This window comes from Acinetobacter sp. YH12128, assembly GCF_013418655.1.
GTDB classification, from domain to species: domain Bacteria; phylum Pseudomonadota; class Gammaproteobacteria; order Pseudomonadales; family Moraxellaceae; genus Acinetobacter; species Acinetobacter amyesii.
Map to the genome: position 1 here is coordinate 50,514 of NZ_VPBO01000021.1, position 17,516 is coordinate 68,029.

Consider the following 17,516-nt stretch of genomic DNA (forward strand, 5'->3'; position numbering starts at 1 on the left):
TGATTATTTTGCCTTGATGGTGTAACAAGGAGCCAAATCTAAAGAAATATCACCACCGCTTAACTTCGCCGTTTGAGCCGCAGCAGTATCATTTGGATTCTTTAAGCTATAAATATAACTAAAGCTGGCCAAACTATTCCCCCACTTCACCACTTTATTATCCGAATCCGTCAAAGCAACGCCAGATGGACGCGTGCCTGCATTGGCGTTAATCATATTGTGTAACTGCACTAAAGCACCGCCCACAACCATTGTGGTATCCGCAGATGTTTTCACACTTGAGTTCATTCCAATCAGCGCGCCATCAAGGGTATGGAAATATGGGTCAGCTAAAATCATACGAATCGAAATGGTATTTGGATTGATATTTCCTTCTGGTGTAAAGGTACGGGTTGTCGTTCCGATACGGTATTGCTGTACACCTTTGTCATCTTTCATTAACAGTGGATCGAGCACATCTTTTCCACTACAGCCTTCCGTCGCGTGTGTAGACAAATCGACAATTTGACTATCTTGACGAGTAAATACATCATCTGGCACGCCAGATTTTATATTTGTGCGAATATCACCATTACGGTCAATCACCACACCCAATTTCACTGTTTTGATCGAGGTATCGGTAAATTTAAAGGTTAAATCTGCATATAACGGGAAGATATAATTTTGTCCAGCAGCAACATTTTCAACAGACTTAAAGACTTTTTTGTCTAAATACGACAGCGGATAGAGCTTGTATAAATCCATCGTGCCTTTAAATTGCACTTGGTTAATGTTTTGCTCCCATAGGCCTAATTTTTTCTTATCATCGGCCGTCAGAACATAATCGTCTTTTTTACCCATCAAAGTTTTATATAAACTTCCACCCGTACCGACCACCATTTTGTCAGCAAGTAGCGTCCCTTGTTTAATAATCAGCGGACCAGAGTTTGCTTCTTCCGCATCAAAACGGAAACCCAGTATGCCAGGTTTATCAATTTGCTTTGTAAGCGGATCAATCCAATTGTCCTGCGGCGTTGCTGTTAAACGTGTTGGTCGTACCTGTGTCAAGAGCAAGACATTCACACCACCAATGGTACTCAACTGTTGATCAACTTTGCCCTTCCACTGTAAACCACTACCAAATGTCATGCCTTGGCGGTCCGTCATTAACATGAAATGACCGAATAAATTGACTTTTGAACTATCGGTCGGCAAACATTCATTTTTGTCACAGCCCACCAATCCATTTGAACCACTGGCATTGGTAATCACGCCATCAGTTGAAAATAACGCAAACTCAGGCTGATATACCGCAGCCGTTGAGATATTCATGAGTTTTGAAACTAAGGTAAATGCATTTTCATTGCTGACTTCGGACAGGTCTAGCCAAGGTGTAAACAGGTCATTAAATTCCGTATCTGAACTGATACTGAAATCTGCTGTCGCGACATTTCGAGTGATTTGATCAATCAAAACTTTATCTGCATTGTTGATATAAACCGCTTGGATGTCTGTAGCTGTAACTGCACTATTATTTTTCAATGCCAAGGCTTGAATGATTTTGGCTAAACGCATGGCCACTTTAACCGTTGCGTCGCTATTTGAAATCGTTGCAGCAGGTTTACCCGCGATGCCGGCAGCCAAATCCAATAAGGTCAAACGTGGGGGTGTCGTGCCACTGGCTACATTTGAAATTTGCTTCAAATCTACTTTACCCAAATCAATTCGACGTGATTTTTCACCTTGGACAAAGAAAGTTACCGTATCGCCAATCTTACAAGCACCTGTCGAAACACCTTCTTTTAGATCAAACAAGGTAATATAGGTATTTTTAACGTCGCTCGAACAATTAAAGTTCAGACCTTCAATTGGATAATCTAAAACAAACTCGACACAGCCTTCGGTATTACTTTTACAAGTACCATTAGTCGTACTGGTATCATAAATTTCAGGATTCACATTTGCACTTTCACCGCCACAGCCACTGAGCGCTGCAACCAATGCCGTTAAAGCAAACGGTAATAAAATTTTATTTTTCATCCTAATTCTCTTTCTTATGTCCTTAACGGATTGCTGTTAATTTAAGTTGGCCTTGATTGGTTAATACGCGGCCATCGACGTCTATTGCTGTTGCTAAAGGCGTTAAGAATAAATACTGGCTACCTTTAGGCACTTGAATCACGCCTTCTATTTTTTCATGGTAAAGATGATCCGCTTCACCTTGGTTATTTTTAAATCCACCTGCGCCTTCCATGACACAGCCATTTCTGTCTAAAAATACCGCAAATGGCCAATAAAATGTAGGACTTTGTACTTTGGATGCAAATGAATGTATACGAATATTTTGTAATGGTGATTTTAGTTTTACGACTTCATAGTCAAATTCGTCCGACAACGGTGCTCGAGGCCATAAATTAATATCTTGAGCTAAGTCGAGCTCTTTGGCTTTCTTCATTTTTTTATTCGAAAAACATTGCTGACCTAAACCTTGAATGGTGTCAGCTTGTGAGACCCGATAATACGATGTGGCTAAAGTGATTGGGCCTGTATCTTCGGGTTGATTGCGTTTAAATAAATTATCAATGACGGAGCGACTGACACCTTTTTCACGTTCAATGGTTTGCATCCGCGTTTGCCCCATCTTGCTGTCAATAACGCCTTCGGGCATGGTGTAAAAGCGCTTTTTGCCTTCTAAGTTAAACTCTTTATCTTCAAGATATTCATTATTGACATACTTTTCACCAGCCATGGTCGAAAAGCCTTGTTCTTGTTTTACCTTAGCCGCTTGTTTTGAAGGATTATTTTCTAAGTTTTCACCTGAAGATTGTACGGATTGATCAGTGCTGACTACTTTCTCAGCAAGGATCTTTTTCTCGACGACAGGTTTATCTTTTTCAGCTAGAACTTTGGACTGATACGCTTCACGAGGTTGGGTTAGCTCTGATTGCTGTAACTTCTCTGTCCATGTTGTTGAAGGTAAGACTTTTGCTGAAGTATCTGACGCTTGTACTGACTTTTCAGATTTGGGAACTTTATCACCTGAGACGTTTTTAATTTTATCTACTGTGACAGCTTTAATTTCATCCCGTTTTTCCGGCTCACGTACACTTAAACGTTGAGACTTCAGTGATTCAACAGTCTGTGCTGTTGGACTCGTTTGACGTGTTATCGGTGTCTTGGTTTGAGACGGACTAATGCTTACAGATGGTTGAGTAATTTGTTGTATAGGTTGAGAATCAATCGTTTTTGCAGTTGGACTTTCTTTAGATTTCTTTGCCGGTTTTTCTTGCACTTGTACCACCATTGGGCGCCCATCTGGCCCAATAATGGTATGAAACGCCCCAGCGTTGGTATACGACACTTGCACCACAGACAGTGCAAGTAACGTTTTTATGAATAAAATCCTTTTCATTCTGTCTGCTTATCCTACCAACGAGTTCTGTAATTTAATCCTAGGATGGTGATTTTCGTATCGGTTTTTACATTCAGTCCAGCATATGGGTTTAAAAGTAAGTTATTCACACCGGTTAAGTTTGCAAGACTACTAGTATTCGCTGGAATGTTATCTTTACTGCGTAAAAAGCCGATTGATAAATCTAAATCCGTATCTGCATCAAAACGATATCCAATCCCCATACCAAAGAGCTGCGCACCATTAATTGGGACCATGGTATTTCGCTTACCATCAGGAATAGACGTACTCCGTGGTTCATAGCCTGCACGTAGTTTCAAACGATCTGTTGCAGAATATTCAATACCAATACCCCAGTTCCAAGGCGATGTAAATTTCAAAGGTAAGGCCAAAGAATTATCGGTCACATTTTCAGATAATAATTTTGCAATTTTCAGCGCTGAAATTTGACGGTCGAATTCAAAACGGAATTTGTCCCAAGCACGATAATCGGTCCAGCCCACATCAAAATTGATTTGTAAATCAGGCATGACCTTATATTTGATCCCGGCCTGTACATGCTGTGGATATTCAAAATCCATCGAAACTAAACCCGACTCCGAGTTTGGCACGGCATTTGGGAAACCTAAAATTGCAGCTAAAATTTGACCTGTTGGTGATGACATTAATCCCTTAATCATCTCCTGAGGCGCTTTTGCATTATGAATGCGATAACGGCCTTTCATGCGCATTTTCGCAGCGCTTTGGTACACCATACCAAAACTAAAATCTTCGCGTGGCTCCCACAAAACCCCTAAGTTATAACTTGGGCTCAGCGACTGCTCTAAAGCCAATTCCATCTGACCAAATTTACCAAATGGGTTCATCCCTTCTTCGGTATTACACATCCCCAATAGCAAGATGTCGGTAATAATGTCCGAATTTTCCTTGAATGGCGTACAGACGACCTCATCAATCATCCTTAACATGCCGATCAACTCATTAGGAAATCGTAGATCAGATTTCAATCCAATGGCTTGATAGGACATCCCGACACCACCACCAATCGATAGCTCATCACTGACTTGATAACCTACAGTTGGCGATAGATAAGTAATACGCTCTAGAGCAACTTGTTGCCCCATGAAATTACCCGGGTTACCATTTTCAGCACCAAAACCCGCAATCAAAGGTGCATAAACGGCTGATGCAAATGTTGCTTTTGAACCCGGTGGATTGTAGGCAATCCCCATCGTTGGCGCGGCAATGGGTTGTCCAGCACCAAAATCCACCATCTTTTTTAAGACAGGTACATATAGGGATGCATATTCAACATCACCAGAAACCTTATCTTTAAAGTCCGTACAAATATCTGCCGTTACTTCAGGGCCATCATTACAGACCATTGGATCATCAGAATAGCCAAAGACGTTATAACCCGCAGGAACGGTAAATTCACGTTGAATATCAAAGTTTGCAATGATCCCCTGCATATCGGTTTGCAAACCTTCAATTTTGGTTAATGCTGCAGGGTTAAAATGCACGGCACTAATCCCCGGAGGATCAGCAGTCACAGCATTACCTAATGCAAGTGACCTTACATCAACTGAAAGGTTGGTACCCAATTGTGCAAAAGCAGCACTAGAACAGCCCGTTAAAACGATCGCACTAACAAGTGGGCTGAGTCGAATTTTACGCATACGACAGCCCTCTTAACGAAGTTTTTTTCCAAAACCTAGAATATCCAACGGGAAAGACAACCCTAATGACACATCTGGTGCATCTTCAGTTAAACCTAACCCCACCGTACCATTCACAATGGTCTCTGGAGATACACGTACACCTAAAGAAATCGCTAGAGTTGAACTGGTTTGGTCTGCAGGTGAATAGGATTCGCCACTGCTATACGTAAATTCTGCGCCGGTATTGAAACTTTGTTGATATGACATGGTAAGGGAAACATCGTAGTTAAACGAGTATGCAAAACCGAATGCAAAACCGCCACTAATCCCCGGTTCAAACTCTTCAATGACTCGCGAACCACGACGTTGGTTTAAGTCAGTTTCTTTGAAACCATAGTTTGCCGAGACGGATGCAAACAACACAACGGGATCAATATATTTACGTGTGCTGGCACCGATACCTGCAGAATAGTAACCTTTACCTGTTGCTAGATCATTTACAGCATTAATTTCGTATGGACTATCACCAGTTTTCGTGGACAAATTACCAAATAAAATAAGAGGCAAACGACCTTGCTTCAGTGGGAATGGTTCCCAGCGTGCGCCTAAAGAAATATCCCCTAAACCAGCAGTTGAAGTATCTTTTAATAAATCAGTTTTTGCTACTAAAGGCACAGATGCAGAGAATGTCAAATTGTCCATTACACCGTATTGCACGGTAAATGTATTGGTCATTGAGTGTGTGGCATTCTCTTGTACACGGAGTTGATAAAGTTGGCCTTGTGCCATTTCCATATCAAGTTGAGTATCACGGTAATAGGTATAATCGATATCGTAAAAAGATGATATTTCACCTTTTTTAATCAATGAATACTGACGTTCATTCGAGCTAAATACTTCCTGTAAGTTAGCTTCTTGACTCGCATCACCCTCTTGCTGTTGAAGTGCTGTCGATGCCTTTTCAGTGGCAGTCGCACTTTCTACTGGTGGTACCTCAGCTTGTACTGGCTCTTCAACAGATTCATACTGTCCAATTTCTGGCTCGGCAGCAGCTTCTTGTACAGTATCAGCCTGGGTTACAGCAGTAGGAGATACAGACTCTTCTACTGCTGTCTCTTGTTCAACCGGATCATATTCTCCAAGGCTTGGCTCTTCAGCTGCATAGGCAACCCCCATCACCACCTGAATACTCATGGCTAGTAGTGTTTTGTTCATCCATTTACGATTCATGTTCCTTCCCACCGTTTTTATTTTTTTAATCCTGACGCTTTGTTATACGCATTCATCTAATTATTTACTCTTATAGTAAAGCCTTAGAAAGTTGTAATTCGATTTACCATATGATTCCGACTCTTCATTCATATTTTTATCAAGTCGTATCGTAGATGCCTTGTCTGCAATTTTTTCCATGTAAAACTGCGGATATTGAATATCAACCAATGCATAACGGTTCACGGTTGCATCTTCAACATGTCGCAAGTCTGAATCTTGCAAAGCCAATAAATTTTTACGTTGCTCAGGCGCAACATTGATTAAAAATAATGTGTTGTTTTCCCATATTTCTTGGAATCGAACTTCATCGAAACTGATATTGCCCAGTGCTGGATCTGCAACATAAACACGCCCATCTTTATAGGCTTTAAACACCACAAAATGTTTAAAACCAGCATATGAAATGGGAACAATCGCAGGTTGGCCTTGCTTAACTAGATCTGAAAACTCCCCTTTGTAGCCCCCACTTTCTAGCCCGACAGCAGCGACAAAACGTTTCATGTCTAATAAGGAGAAACTTCGACGTTCGATAATTTTTTCAGTTTCACCAAATTTCAGCAAACCATTCATGGTCTGTTGCTCAGTCAGCTGTGTACCTACATAACCATTTAATAAAGTAGTTAAGGCCGCCGAACCACAACTGTAGTCGTAGGCTTGCCGAACGATGCCTCGAAATTGATCTTCTATGGCAGGTTTAATTTTTACAGATTCACGGTGCATCCGAGTAAAGGAATCATTTCGTGAATCCAATGTTTCGGTATAGTGAACTGTTCCGACTGGCTTTTCTTTTAATTCGAAGGACTCTTTGGCAAAGTAATACATCAATGCCGAGCCCACAGCTATCTCTAACATATCTTCTAACTTTTAGTTATCGGCAATGATGTGCCTTTTTTCATTATTTTTTTAGAGCTAATGCTCTACATCCATGTATTATGCAAGATACCTTTTTTTTTATAAAAAAACAGCATTTTTTTATGCTTTATTGGGTCATTCCGCACTTTTTTGTAAAAAAAAGCGCGTGATCAACACGCGCCTTATTTTTATTCTAGATTACTTACTAGAAATTGTAATTACAGAACCTTGGTTATATACACCCATAGCTGGGCTGTAGAATGTTTGTAAGCCTTGAACTTCGATATCACCAATTGAACCAGCGTCTTTACTGCCTAAATGAACACCTTTCACATAGTTATCAATTGGACCAGAGTTGCTTACCATTTGAATATAACCATTGTTTGTGCCTTCTTTACCATAAACACGGACATCTTGGTTAATGGTTAAATCAGATTTACCCGCATCAGCAACCTTGATGCTTTCGATAAAGATTTCACCTGCTTCACGTGTAGCCGTTTTAGTTGATGCATCAAGGATACCTAGATCTTTAATTTCTAAGCCGCCAACCATAGTTGTGCTTAGTTTGATCATGGCACCTTGTGGAGCAGCACCCAACTGAACATTAGCAGTCATTGGTCCAGTTTTTAGAGAAAGACCAGATAAAATTGCATTGTAGTTACTATCATCACCACCACGGCGAATACCTGTAGTACCAGCTGTACCAGATGCTGTTACACCAATTTCACCAATTTTGATATCTAAACCAGACACATCCGCTGCGATGTTAATGAATGCACCATTTGCACCAGTACCCGCATCAGTATCGATACGTAAATCAGCTAAATTACGAGAAGCTAGAAGATAAGCACCACCGTTATCATAGTTTGCACCAATGATGATACCTTTGTTTTCTAATGCATCACCAGCAATTCCGTTACCTTGAATAACGATCGCACCAGCAGTGCTTGTACCGCCCGAACCAGCATTAACACCTGCTGTTCCTTTTGCAGCTAAACCATCGTTATCGTGAATGAAAAGCTTTTCAATTTCAATTTTAGAAATACCAATCCCGATGTTAATACCATCTTGACCAGTGGTTGAACTAAGTGCAGCATCGTCCATTGCTTGCATAGCCATAGCATTCGCACTAAATGCGATTGAAGAAACTAGAGCTAATTTAGTGAAATTTTTCATACGGTACTCTCCCAAGAGTATTTATTTTTTTTTGATTTTCAACCACTCGATTTATTCAGCTGTAATATTATTTTGTGACAACTGTTAAATCTTTCCTTGAGTTGTTTGCTCGCTCGATTAAATTATATCCAAGCTGAAATTTGTTCAACTGTCGTTGGTCGCAATCTAATTCTTACCGATAAACGGTATTTGCAAACCAAATGAATTAGGAATGGTATAAAATCCATTTTATTCTTTAAAGTTAATTTTTCTGTTGATGCAAAAGCCAATTTCTTTTAAAAAATTTATTCTTAAACAAACTGTTAGTGCTCAAAAAATTTTGCAAGCGCTTGCACCCTTGTCACATGTGATTTTTTTAGAAGATCAAAACCAACCTGTTATTTGCTTTTTGGCAAATCAATATCAACAATTGAAGAATGATGAACTTAAAGCTTATGTCCGTACCAATTTAGATCAATATGAGGAATCTGATACTCAGCCCTTGCAAAATATTGCCTTCCAAGATTTATGTTCAAACTTAGGCAGTGGGTTTTCTGGGGGCTGGGCTGGCTTTATTAGCTATGATTATGCAGCGCAGCAACAGATTTCCTTGCACGCCAAAGCGCAACCTCGCTTGTTTTTAGGACAATTTTCCAGTTTTTTAAAATTAGAGAATGATGGTTGGTATTTTTATAGTTCAGATCATTCTGCAGCTAAGATTTACGACTACATTGATCACATAATTCAAACCGAGATCACTCAGAATCAATTTAAATTAAGACAAAAATGTACTGCAAGATGGTCTAAGTCAGACTACACGAAAGCCTTTGATCAAGTGCAGGAATATATTAAAGCGGGTGATTGCTATCAAATTAATTTAACCCAAGAGTTCACAGCTCAAGCAAACGGTTCACTCTTAGATACCGCTCAAGAATTTTGGTCACTGACTGATGCACCATATTCAGGCTACTTACGTATTAATGATTTTGAAATTTTAAGTTGTTCGCCTGAACTTTTTATAGATTTTAAGCCTAAACGCAAGATTATTACTAAACCAATCAAAGGCACGATGCCTCGCTATGAAGATCCAATTTTAGATGAGCAGTCAAAACAACGGTTAAAATCATCTGAAAAAGACATGGCTGAGAATGTCATGATTGTCGATTTACTGCGCAATGATTTGAGTATTTATGCAGAAACAGGTTCTGTAAAAACACCTAAACTTTTTGATATTGAAAGTTTTAACCAAGTGCATCACATGGTCAGTGAAGTTGAGGCAGTGCTGAAAACAGATGTAAACCCTTTTGAAGTTCTGATGTCTGCCCTGCCAGGCGGTTCGATTACCGGCGCACCCAAAATCCGTGCGATGCAAATCATTGAAGAACTTGAAGGCGCCCCGCGCGGCGCCTATTGCGGCTCAATGGGCTATTTTAATCACGGAGGCACGGGATCTTGGAATATTTTGATCCGCTCTATTCAAAAATACCAAGATCAGGTTTCGCTGTGGGCCGGCGGCGGAATCACCATCGCATCAGATTGCGATGCTGAATATCAAGAATGCTTTGATAAAGTCGAAGCCATGCTGGATTTGTTAAATACCTGGTATAAGCCAGATTAAACAAAAAAAGCGATTCAATTGAATCGCTTTTTTATAACCCTCCCCTTGCGAAGCAGTGCTTCTCACCTTTTCAAAAGGAAGATTAGGGTAGATTTAAATTTATAGTAGCTTGCAGCAATCAAGCCAAAATATCGTTTTTAAGCGTATCCACAAGGCGCTGATTTTGTTCATCTGTACCAATGGTGATACGTAGGAATTGATTAATCCGCGGCTTATTGAAGTAACGCACAATAATCCCGCGTTCGCGTAATTCAGCAGCCAACTCACCTGCATCTTTATTTGGCAATGAGGCAAAAATAAAGTTTGCCGCAGACGGCAATACCTTAAAGCCCAGCTCAGACAGCTGCTCTACTAGTTTTTCACGGCTCGCAATCACTTTGGCATTTTGCGCTTCAAAATACGCTTGATCCTCAAATGACGCCACGGCTGCTGCAATCGCAAAACGGTCCATCGGATAAGAGTTAAAGCTGTTTTTTACCGCTTCAAGCGCTGCGATTAAATGCGGCTGCGCGATCGCGAAACCAACGCGCAAACCGGCAAGTGAACGCGACTTAGACGTCGTTTGACAAACAACAAGGTTTTCATATTTGGCAACCAAAGCTACAGCAGATTCCGCACCGAAATCGACATACGCTTCATCAATCACAACCACTGAATTTGGATTAGCTTGCAGGACTTCCTCAATTGCAGACAAACCTAAAGCAATGCTGGTTGGTGCATTCGGATTGGTAATGATGATGCCGCCATTCGGCTGTTTATAGTCATCCACCACAATTTCAAAGGCATCATTGAGCGGTAAAATTTTAGTATTGGCCGCAATGCCAAAAAATTGGCTATAAACCGGATAAAAACTGTAGGTAATATCTGGATACAAAACCGGCAGCTCTTGCACAAAAAAGGCTTTAAAAATGTGCGCCAGCACTTCGTCCGAGCCATTGCCGACAAAGACCTGCTCAACAGGTACATGCTGCTGTTTTGCAATCGCTTGCTTTAACTCAGACGCATCTGGATCTGGATATAAACGTAAAACATCAGCAGAATTTGCCAACACTTTTTGTACTGCTTCCACCACTTTTGGCGATGGCGGATACGGATTTTCATTGGTATTGAGTTTTAAAATATTTTGGATTTTAGGCTGCTCACCCGGTGTGTACGGTTCTAATTCACGTACATCAGGGCTCCAAAAACGCATTTGTTCAGCGGTAATATTTGGCATTTTATTTTGCTCTTTTTCACCCTCTCCTAACCTCTCTTGCACTTCGCTTTAAAGGAATCCTTAAAGCTCGTTCAGGGAGAGGAATATTCATTTTATGAGATTTCCCCTCTCCTTTCAGGAGAGGGTTAGGGAGAGGTTTATAGTTTTGGAAAACTAAGTTTTTCACCTAGTCTATATTTAATTACTGATAACGATAGCGTGCTGAACGCGCATGCGCATCTAAGTTTTCCTGCTGCGCTAATGTATCAGCCGTTTTCGCTAAAGTTTTCACGCCATCTTCAGAACACATGATTAAACTTGAGCGCTTTTGGAAATCATAAACACCGAGCGGTGATGAGAAACGCGCTGTGCCAGAAGTAGGCAACACGTGGTTTGGACCTGCACAATAATCACCAATCGCTTCTGGTGTATAACGCCCCATAAAGATTGCGCCGGCATGGCGGATATCTTCAGCCATTTCCTGTGCTTGATCCAAGCACAGCATCAAATGTTCAGGCGCAACTTGGTTAATCAATTCGGCGCCTTCAGCACGGTCTTTGACTAAAACCAATGCGCCGCGGTTTTCGATTGAAGTACGCGCAATATCCGCTTTTGGTAACGCTTCTAAATGCTTTTCAATCCATTGCTCAACTTGATCTAAAAGTTCTGCATCTGGCGTAATAAATACCGCTTGAGCCACAGTGTCATGTTCCGCTTGTGACAATAAATCCATTGCCAGCCATTCAGCATTGTTTTGACCTTCGGCATAGACCAAAATTTCGGATGGCCCTGCAATCATATCAATACCGACTTGACCAAATACTGCACGTTTTGCTGCAGCAACAAAACGGTTGCCCGGGCCAGTAATTTTGTCCACAGATGGAATAGTTTCTGTACCATAAGCCAATGCTGCAACCGCTTGCGCGCCGCCAATGGTAAATACACGGTGTACGCCGGCTAAGTAAGCTGCTGCCAAAACCAATGGATTCAAATCACCATTCGGCGCAGGCACCACCATAATAATTTCAGGCACGCCAGCAACATGCGCAGGTACAGCATTCATCAATACAGAAGACGGATAAGAAGCTAAACCGCCTGGTACATAGATACCTACACGGTCCAGCGGTGTGACCTTTTGACCAAGGGTATTTCCTAAAGCATCAACATAGGTCCAGCCGTCTTGCTTTTGTGCTTGGTGAAATTCACGAACACGGTTCGCAGCAAGTTCTAAGGCTTCACGCACTTCTGAACTTAAACCATCAAATGCTGCTTTCAGCTGTTCTTGTGTCAGCTCTAATTCTGAGAATTGATGCGCTGGATGTCGATCGAACTGCTGTGTCAATTTAAGAACATGAGCATCACCATGCTGACGAACATCAGCAATGATTTGGTCAACGGTTTTTAAAAGTTCTGGATCATTCACAGTTTCAAAAGCCAACAAGTCAGCAAAAGCTTGCTTGAAGTTTTGATCTTGAGTCGATAAACGTCGCATCAATTTACCCACAAGGTAATCTATTGGAAAAGATTAGTTTACCTGTTTTACAGCAGCTTGTGGACATCTATCGCATGTGTTCATGTGGAGTTTTATTGAAAATAACTTTCGTTAAAATTGATGAAAATACAGTTTTAACATTATTTTTCAGTTTTCATAAAAAAACCGCCCAAATTTGAGCGGTTTGATCAGCATAGCTAGAAACTTAACAACTTATGCTTTTTTTGCTTGCTCGCGTTCTTCCACGGCTTTTTCTAGCTGTGCAAGAATTGGATTCAACAAAGTTTGTTTACGTTTAAAGCTTGCTTTGTTCACGATTAAACGTGAAGACACTTTACAGATTTCTTCCAAAGGCTCTAAACCATTGGCACGTAAAGTATTCCCGGTATCCACAACATCGACAATGTAATCGCCTAAACCAACCAATGGTGCAAGTTCCATAGAACCATAAAGTTTGATCACATCCACTTGCTCGCCCAAGCTTGCATAATATTGACGGGTCAAATTGACATACTTGGTTGCAATCTTTAAACGACCGTTCGGACGAACCATGCCAACTTTACCTGCGGTCATTAACTTACAGTTGGCAATTTTTAAGTCCAATGGTTCATACACATTTTGTGCACCATGTTCCATCAGCACATCTTTACCTGCCACCCCAATATCTGCAGCACCATTTTCAACATAAGTTGGTACATCAGAAGCACGTAAAATTAAAATACGTACGTGCTTATGGGTCGTTGGAAAAATTAACTTACGAGATTTATCCGGATCTTCCAATAAGTTAATGCCAGCTGTTTCCAACAATGGCAAAGTTTCTTTTAAGATACGTCCCTTACTTAATGCTAAAGTTAAACCATGATCAAAATTGCCCATTACGTCAAAATTGGGATCATCGTTTCTCATATCGCTCATTAACTTACTCGCTTAATTTGGGCACCTAAACCTTGTAACTTCGCTTCAACATCTTCATAACCACGGTCAATATGATAGATACGGTCAATCAACGTTTCCCCATCAGCGGCAAGTGCTGCTAAAACCAATGAGAAAGAAGCTCGTAAATCAGTTGCCATCACGGGTGCAGCAGATAATTTCTCTACACCTGTAACAACAGCATCATTACCTTCAACCTGAATATTGGCACCCATACGTGCTAATTCAGGTACATGCATGAAACGGTTTTCGAAAATCGTTTCAGAAATTGTGGCAAAACCACGACCAATTGCATTCACCGCCATCAGCTGTGCTTGCATATCGGTTGGAAATTCTGGATGTGGTAAAGTCTGGAAACTAACTGCTTTCGGGCGTTTACCCATCATATCCAGTTCAATCCAATCTTCACCGCGCGTAACTTCCGCGCCCATTTCTTCAAATTTATCTAGCACAGACTCCAACAAGTTTGGATCAGTATGTGTGGTTTTGATTTTACCGCCAGTGATCGCTGCTGCAGCGAGATAAGAACCTGTCTCAATACGATCAGCAACAACGGCATATTCACAGCCATGTAGGCTTTCAACACCTGTAACAACCAAAGTATCTGTGTCCAAACCTTCGATTTTTGCACCCATCTTGATCAACATATTAGCAAGATCGGTAATTTCAGGTTCACGAGCCGCGTTACGAATGGTCGTTACACCGTCTGCAAGAACCGCAGCAGTTAGAATATTTTCAGTACCACCAACTGTGACCATATCAAAGACAACTTCGCCACCTTTTAGACGACCATCCACTTTGGCATGCACATAACCTGCTTCAACTTCGATCTCAGCACCAAGTGCTTCTAAAGCTTTTAAATGTTGATCTACAGGGCGTGAACCAATTGCACATCCACCCGGCAAAGACACTTTTGCACTACCATAGCGCGCCAATAACGGGCCAAGCACCAAAATAGATGCACGCATGGTTTTCACGAGTTCATATGGTGCAAATTGATTATCTAAGCTAGAAGTATCAGCCTTAACCGTATCACCTTCATAACTGATTTGAACACCTAAACCTGCGATCAATTTCACTAAGGTGTTCACATCTTTTAGATTTGGCACATTAGTTAATGTAATAGGTGTATCCGCAAGGATAGTTGCAGCGAGTAATGGCAATGCAGCATTTTTCGCACCAGAAATACGAACTTCACCTTCGAGCTTAGTACCGCCCTGAATCAGAAATTTATCCATTAATTATTAAGCTCCGAATAAGCTTGCTTTGCGCCATTCTTCTTTGGTCATTGCACGAATTGTTACTGCATGTACTTCACCGCTGGCAATGTAGGAGTTCAAAGGTGCATAAACAGATTGTTGACGAGCAACAGGACGTTTGCCTTCAAATTGATCATCGACAATGCGTAGATCAAATTTGCCGCCTTGCCCACTAACTGCAACCTCAGCTTCTGGAAAAGCAGCTTTTAAAATTTCAGTGAGCTGTTCACTATTCATCACAAGACCCCATATAGGACTAACGGTGTAAAACCCGTCATTTTACTATAAATCTAAAAAATAATTCATTAGTCACATACATTATATATATAAAAAAAGAGGTTATAAAAAACCTCTTTTTGTACAATTTACAATCTAAACCGTTAAAGGCATATAAATGAGCTGCATTTTTCGATGTTTATGTAATTGTTTTTTTAATTTTTCAGACAATTTTTTGATCGAGGTATACATATCATCAGCGCACGCTTGTGCAAAAAGTTCTGTCCCAGGTAATCGTATAATCGCTTCCGCAATATGATTATCACTACCTTTTTTTGAACGTTTATCAACCTGATGATCTTTAGTCAGTTTGACTTGCATACTATTGACCTGATCTAAATGTTTGGTCATTTCCGCAAATTTAAGACGAATATTTTCTTCTATTGCTGGCGTAATTGTTAAATGATGGCCACGAATTGTAATCTGCATAATTCTATCCCTCACTTTCTTTCAGGACTGGAAAAGTTCAAGCCGAATCATCCAACTCAATATGCGAAGCATACATTTACACAATCAGATCATTTCGGCCATTCCTTATAAAAAAAGAGATTCATTATTTCGTCATAATGAACCTCTAGAATAGTCAGATTTTCAAATTTAGATCAACACTTTTCGCTCTGAAGATGATGGAATATGTAACGATTCACGATACTTCGCAACTGTACGACGAGCAACATCAATACCTTCTGCATTAAGCAAAACTGCAATTGCATTATCAGACAAAGGCTTACGTGTATTTTCTTCTGCAATCAACTTTTTAATTTTTGCACGAATTGCCGTCGAAGACGCTTCCCCACCAGACGATGTTCCAACATGACTTGAGAAGAAATATTTCAACTCAAATAATCCACGTGGTGTGAGCATATATTTATTTGTGGTTACACGGGAAACTGTGGATTCATGGAGTTCAACTTCTTCCGCAATATCTCGCAGGACCAAAGGCTTCATTGCCTCAGGCCCTTGTTCAAAGAACGCTCGTTGATGCTCCACAATACAGGTTGCCACTTTTAATAAAGTTTTATGTCGTTCATCAATGCTTTTAATGAAATTCTTAGCTTCAAGCATTTGATTACGTAAATATTGATTATCGTCACTTTGATCTGCACGCTTGATCATATTGGCATAGAAAGAATTCACTCGTAGCTTTGGCATTACATCAGGATTTAACTGTACCAACCAATGTTCATTCTTTTTTAGCACCACTACATCTGGAATTTGATAGTCTGAATCTTTATCTTCAAACTCTTGCCCTGGATGTGCTTTTAATGTTTTTAACAAACAAATGGCTAGTTTAAGTTGTTCCGTATTTAAACCCGTTTGCTTAATTAACTTAGGTAATTCATTAGTAATCAGCAACTCATAATTTTTCAATAATAAAATAGCTTCATATCGATATTCGACATGTTCAGGAAGATTTTCAACTTGTACCATTAAACATTCAGCGAGATTACGTGAACCTACACCTAAAGGATCTAGACGCTGAATATGCTTTAAAACCACCAAAACTTCGTCATCTTCGACTTCTTCTTCATAATCCATAGAATCTAAAAGATGCTGAACAGATTGGGTAATTTCATTTAAGTCACAATCTAAAAAACCTTTGTTATCTAAAGCATCGATAATACAGTGTGCAATTAGTTTATCGATCACAGAAAAGTGTAAAAGATTAACTTGCTCAAGCATATGTGCTTGTAAACTTTGATGCCCCTGCCGATTATCTTCGCGCTCTTCAAATTCAGCAGCACCTAAACTTGTAGGTTGATGCGTATAAACATCATCCCACTCCGTATCTACCGGTAACTCATCAGGCAAATGATCGGCATTTAATTCATTGGTTAAGTCTTTATTTTCCCTTTCTTGTTCTTGTAAGCTATTTAAACTTTCAACGGTATTTTGTTCTTCAACTTTCTCTAATAGAGGATTACTGTCGAGTTGGATTTGAATTTCTTGTTCCAATTCCAAACTTGAAAGCTGTAATAAACGAATGGCTTGTTGTAATTGAGGTGTTAATGATAAGGAATTGGCAACCTTTAACCCCATCGCTAATTTCATTAATAACTCCCCCTATAATTAACCGCACTTTATAAGCAATTTTTATGCCGTTTTATTTTTTATAGCATAATTTTGAACAGAACGCCCGATTTTTTGTCTTTTTTAGACACATTATTCAGCTAATTTATTCTTTTATTAGGAACAATTCGCCTTATAAATGAATTATTTAATTAGATATATTATTAATTTCACTCTATTTTCCTTTTCACCACACATAAAAAAACACCCCCTGGACTAGTCAGGGGGTGTTTCGAATAATGAGCTGGCGATGACTTACTCTCACATGGGTAACCCCACACTACCATCAGCGCTAAGAGGTTTCACTTCTGAGTTCGGGAAGGGATCAGGTGGTTCACTCTT

The 17,516-nt window shown here is 40.2% G+C and carries 14 protein-coding genes and 1 rRNA gene; 1 reads left to right on the forward strand and 14 read right to left on the reverse strand.

Features of this window, described 5'->3' with window-relative positions; genetic code table 11:
• Positions 1-3: 3 nt before the first annotated feature.
• The 6 genes from FTU64_RS12070 to FTU64_RS12095 form a co-directional block, all read right to left on the reverse strand.
• Positions 4-2,019, reverse strand: coding sequence for a hypothetical protein (locus FTU64_RS12070; RefSeq protein ID WP_180059828.1), 2,016 nt, complete (start codon positions 2,017-2,019; stop codon positions 4-6).
• A gap of 22 nt (positions 2,020-2,041) precedes the next feature.
• On the reverse strand, positions 2,042-3,391 hold the full coding sequence (filE, locus tag FTU64_RS12075; protein ID WP_180059830.1) for a putative pilus assembly protein FilE: 1,350 nt from the start codon (positions 3,389-3,391) through the stop codon (positions 2,042-2,044).
• A 14-nt stretch (positions 3,392-3,405) separates the two neighbouring features.
• Positions 3,406-5,070 carry an OmpP1/FadL family transporter gene (locus tag FTU64_RS12080; protein ID WP_078192369.1) on the reverse strand — a complete coding sequence of 555 codons (1,665 nt, stop codon included), beginning with the start codon at positions 5,068-5,070 and terminating at the stop codon, positions 3,406-3,408.
• A gap of 12 nt (positions 5,071-5,082) precedes the next feature.
• A complete protein-coding gene (locus FTU64_RS12085) occupies positions 5,083-6,282 on the reverse strand; it encodes a hypothetical protein (RefSeq protein WP_180055592.1) in 1,200 nt (399 codons plus the stop codon).
• A 60-nt stretch (positions 6,283-6,342) separates the two neighbouring features.
• A complete protein-coding gene (locus FTU64_RS12090) occupies positions 6,343-7,176 on the reverse strand; it encodes a C39 family peptidase (RefSeq protein ID WP_180059832.1) in 834 nt (277 codons plus the stop codon).
• Between the two features lie 198 nt (positions 7,177-7,374).
• Entirely contained in the window at positions 7,375-8,352 is a 978-nt protein-coding gene (locus FTU64_RS12095; protein ID WP_180059834.1) for a DUF6160 family protein, read from the reverse strand.
• Positions 8,353-8,608: 256 nt separating this feature from the next.
• Here FTU64_RS12095 and FTU64_RS12100 point away from each other — a divergent pair, with 256 nt between their 5' ends.
• The gene (locus tag FTU64_RS12100; RefSeq protein WP_180059836.1) at positions 8,609-9,949 is read left to right on the forward strand and encodes an anthranilate synthase component I family protein; all 1,341 of its coding nucleotides are present in this window, start codon (positions 8,609-8,611) and stop codon (positions 9,947-9,949) included.
• 118 nt (positions 9,950-10,067) lie between these two features.
• Here FTU64_RS12100 and hisC read toward each other — a convergent pair whose 3' ends face one another.
• The 8 genes from hisC to rrf all read right to left on the reverse strand — a co-directional run.
• Entirely contained in the window at positions 10,068-11,165 is a 1,098-nt protein-coding gene (hisC, locus tag FTU64_RS12105) for a histidinol-phosphate transaminase (RefSeq protein WP_180059837.1), read from the reverse strand.
• A 181-nt stretch (positions 11,166-11,346) separates the two neighbouring features.
• Positions 11,347-12,648, reverse strand: a complete 1,302-nt coding sequence (hisD, locus tag FTU64_RS12110) for a histidinol dehydrogenase (protein WP_180059839.1) — start codon at positions 12,646-12,648, stop codon at positions 11,347-11,349.
• Positions 12,649-12,849: 201 nt separating this feature from the next.
• Complete coding sequence (hisG, locus tag FTU64_RS12115; protein ID WP_078191192.1) at positions 12,850-13,551, reverse strand: ATP phosphoribosyltransferase; 702 nt, start codon at positions 13,549-13,551, stop codon at positions 12,850-12,852.
• On the reverse strand, positions 13,551-14,807 hold the full coding sequence (gene murA, locus FTU64_RS12120) for a UDP-N-acetylglucosamine 1-carboxyvinyltransferase (protein ID WP_078191193.1): 1,257 nt from the start codon (positions 14,805-14,807) through the stop codon (positions 13,551-13,553). Before murA ends, hisG begins: the two co-directional genes overlap by 1 nt.
• Before the next feature lie 6 nt (positions 14,808-14,813).
• Complete coding sequence (gene ibaG, locus FTU64_RS12125; protein ID WP_078191194.1) at positions 14,814-15,065, reverse strand: BolA family iron metabolism protein IbaG; 252 nt, start codon at positions 15,063-15,065, stop codon at positions 14,814-14,816.
• A 135-nt stretch (positions 15,066-15,200) separates the two neighbouring features.
• Positions 15,201-15,533 carry a ribosome hibernation-promoting factor, HPF/YfiA family gene (gene hpf / locus FTU64_RS12130; RefSeq protein WP_078191195.1) on the reverse strand — a complete coding sequence of 111 codons (333 nt, stop codon included), beginning with the start codon at positions 15,531-15,533 and terminating at the stop codon, positions 15,201-15,203.
• A 168-nt stretch (positions 15,534-15,701) separates the two neighbouring features.
• Positions 15,702-17,156, reverse strand: coding sequence for an RNA polymerase factor sigma-54 (locus tag FTU64_RS12135; protein WP_180005468.1), 1,455 nt, complete (start codon positions 17,154-17,156; stop codon positions 15,702-15,704).
• 260 nt (positions 17,157-17,416) lie between these two features.
• Positions 17,417-17,516: ribosomal RNA gene (gene rrf, locus FTU64_RS12140) — 5S ribosomal RNA — on the reverse strand; the annotation flags it as partial.

Bases quoted from the DNA above. Each gene is read 5' to 3' on its own strand.
- FTU64_RS12070 (WP_180059828.1), bottom strand. From the start codon at position 2,019: ATGAAAAATAAAATTTTATTACCGTTTGCTTTAACGGCATTGGTTGCA.
- filE (WP_180059830.1), bottom strand. From the start codon at position 3,391: ATGAAAAGGATTTTATTCATAAAAACGTTACTTGCACTGTCTGTGGTG.
- FTU64_RS12080 (WP_078192369.1), bottom strand. From the start codon at position 5,070: ATGCGTAAAATTCGACTCAGCCCACTTGTTAGTGCGATCGTTTTAACG.
- FTU64_RS12085 (WP_180055592.1), bottom strand. From the start codon at position 6,282: ATGAATCGTAAATGGATGAACAAAACACTACTAGCCATGAGTATTCAG.
- FTU64_RS12090 (WP_180059832.1), bottom strand. From the start codon at position 7,176: ATGTTAGAGATAGCTGTGGGCTCGGCATTGATGTATTACTTTGCCAAA.
- FTU64_RS12095 (WP_180059834.1), bottom strand. From the start codon at position 8,352: ATGAAAAATTTCACTAAATTAGCTCTAGTTTCTTCAATCGCATTTAGT.
- FTU64_RS12100 (WP_180059836.1), top strand. From the start codon at position 8,609: ATGCAAAAGCCAATTTCTTTTAAAAAATTTATTCTTAAACAAACTGTT.
- hisC (WP_180059837.1), bottom strand. From the start codon at position 11,165: ATGCCAAATATTACCGCTGAACAAATGCGTTTTTGGAGCCCTGATGTA.
- hisG (WP_078191192.1), bottom strand. From the start codon at position 13,551: ATGAGCGATATGAGAAACGATGATCCCAATTTTGACGTAATGGGCAAT.
- murA (WP_078191193.1), bottom strand. From the start codon at position 14,807: ATGGATAAATTTCTGATTCAGGGCGGTACTAAGCTCGAAGGTGAAGTT.
- ibaG (WP_078191194.1), bottom strand. From the start codon at position 15,065: ATGAATAGTGAACAGCTCACTGAAATTTTAAAAGCTGCTTTTCCAGAA.
- hpf (WP_078191195.1), bottom strand. From the start codon at position 15,533: ATGCAGATTACAATTCGTGGCCATCATTTAACAATTACGCCAGCAATA.
- FTU64_RS12135 (WP_180005468.1), bottom strand. From the start codon at position 17,156: ATGAAATTAGCGATGGGGTTAAAGGTTGCCAATTCCTTATCATTAACA.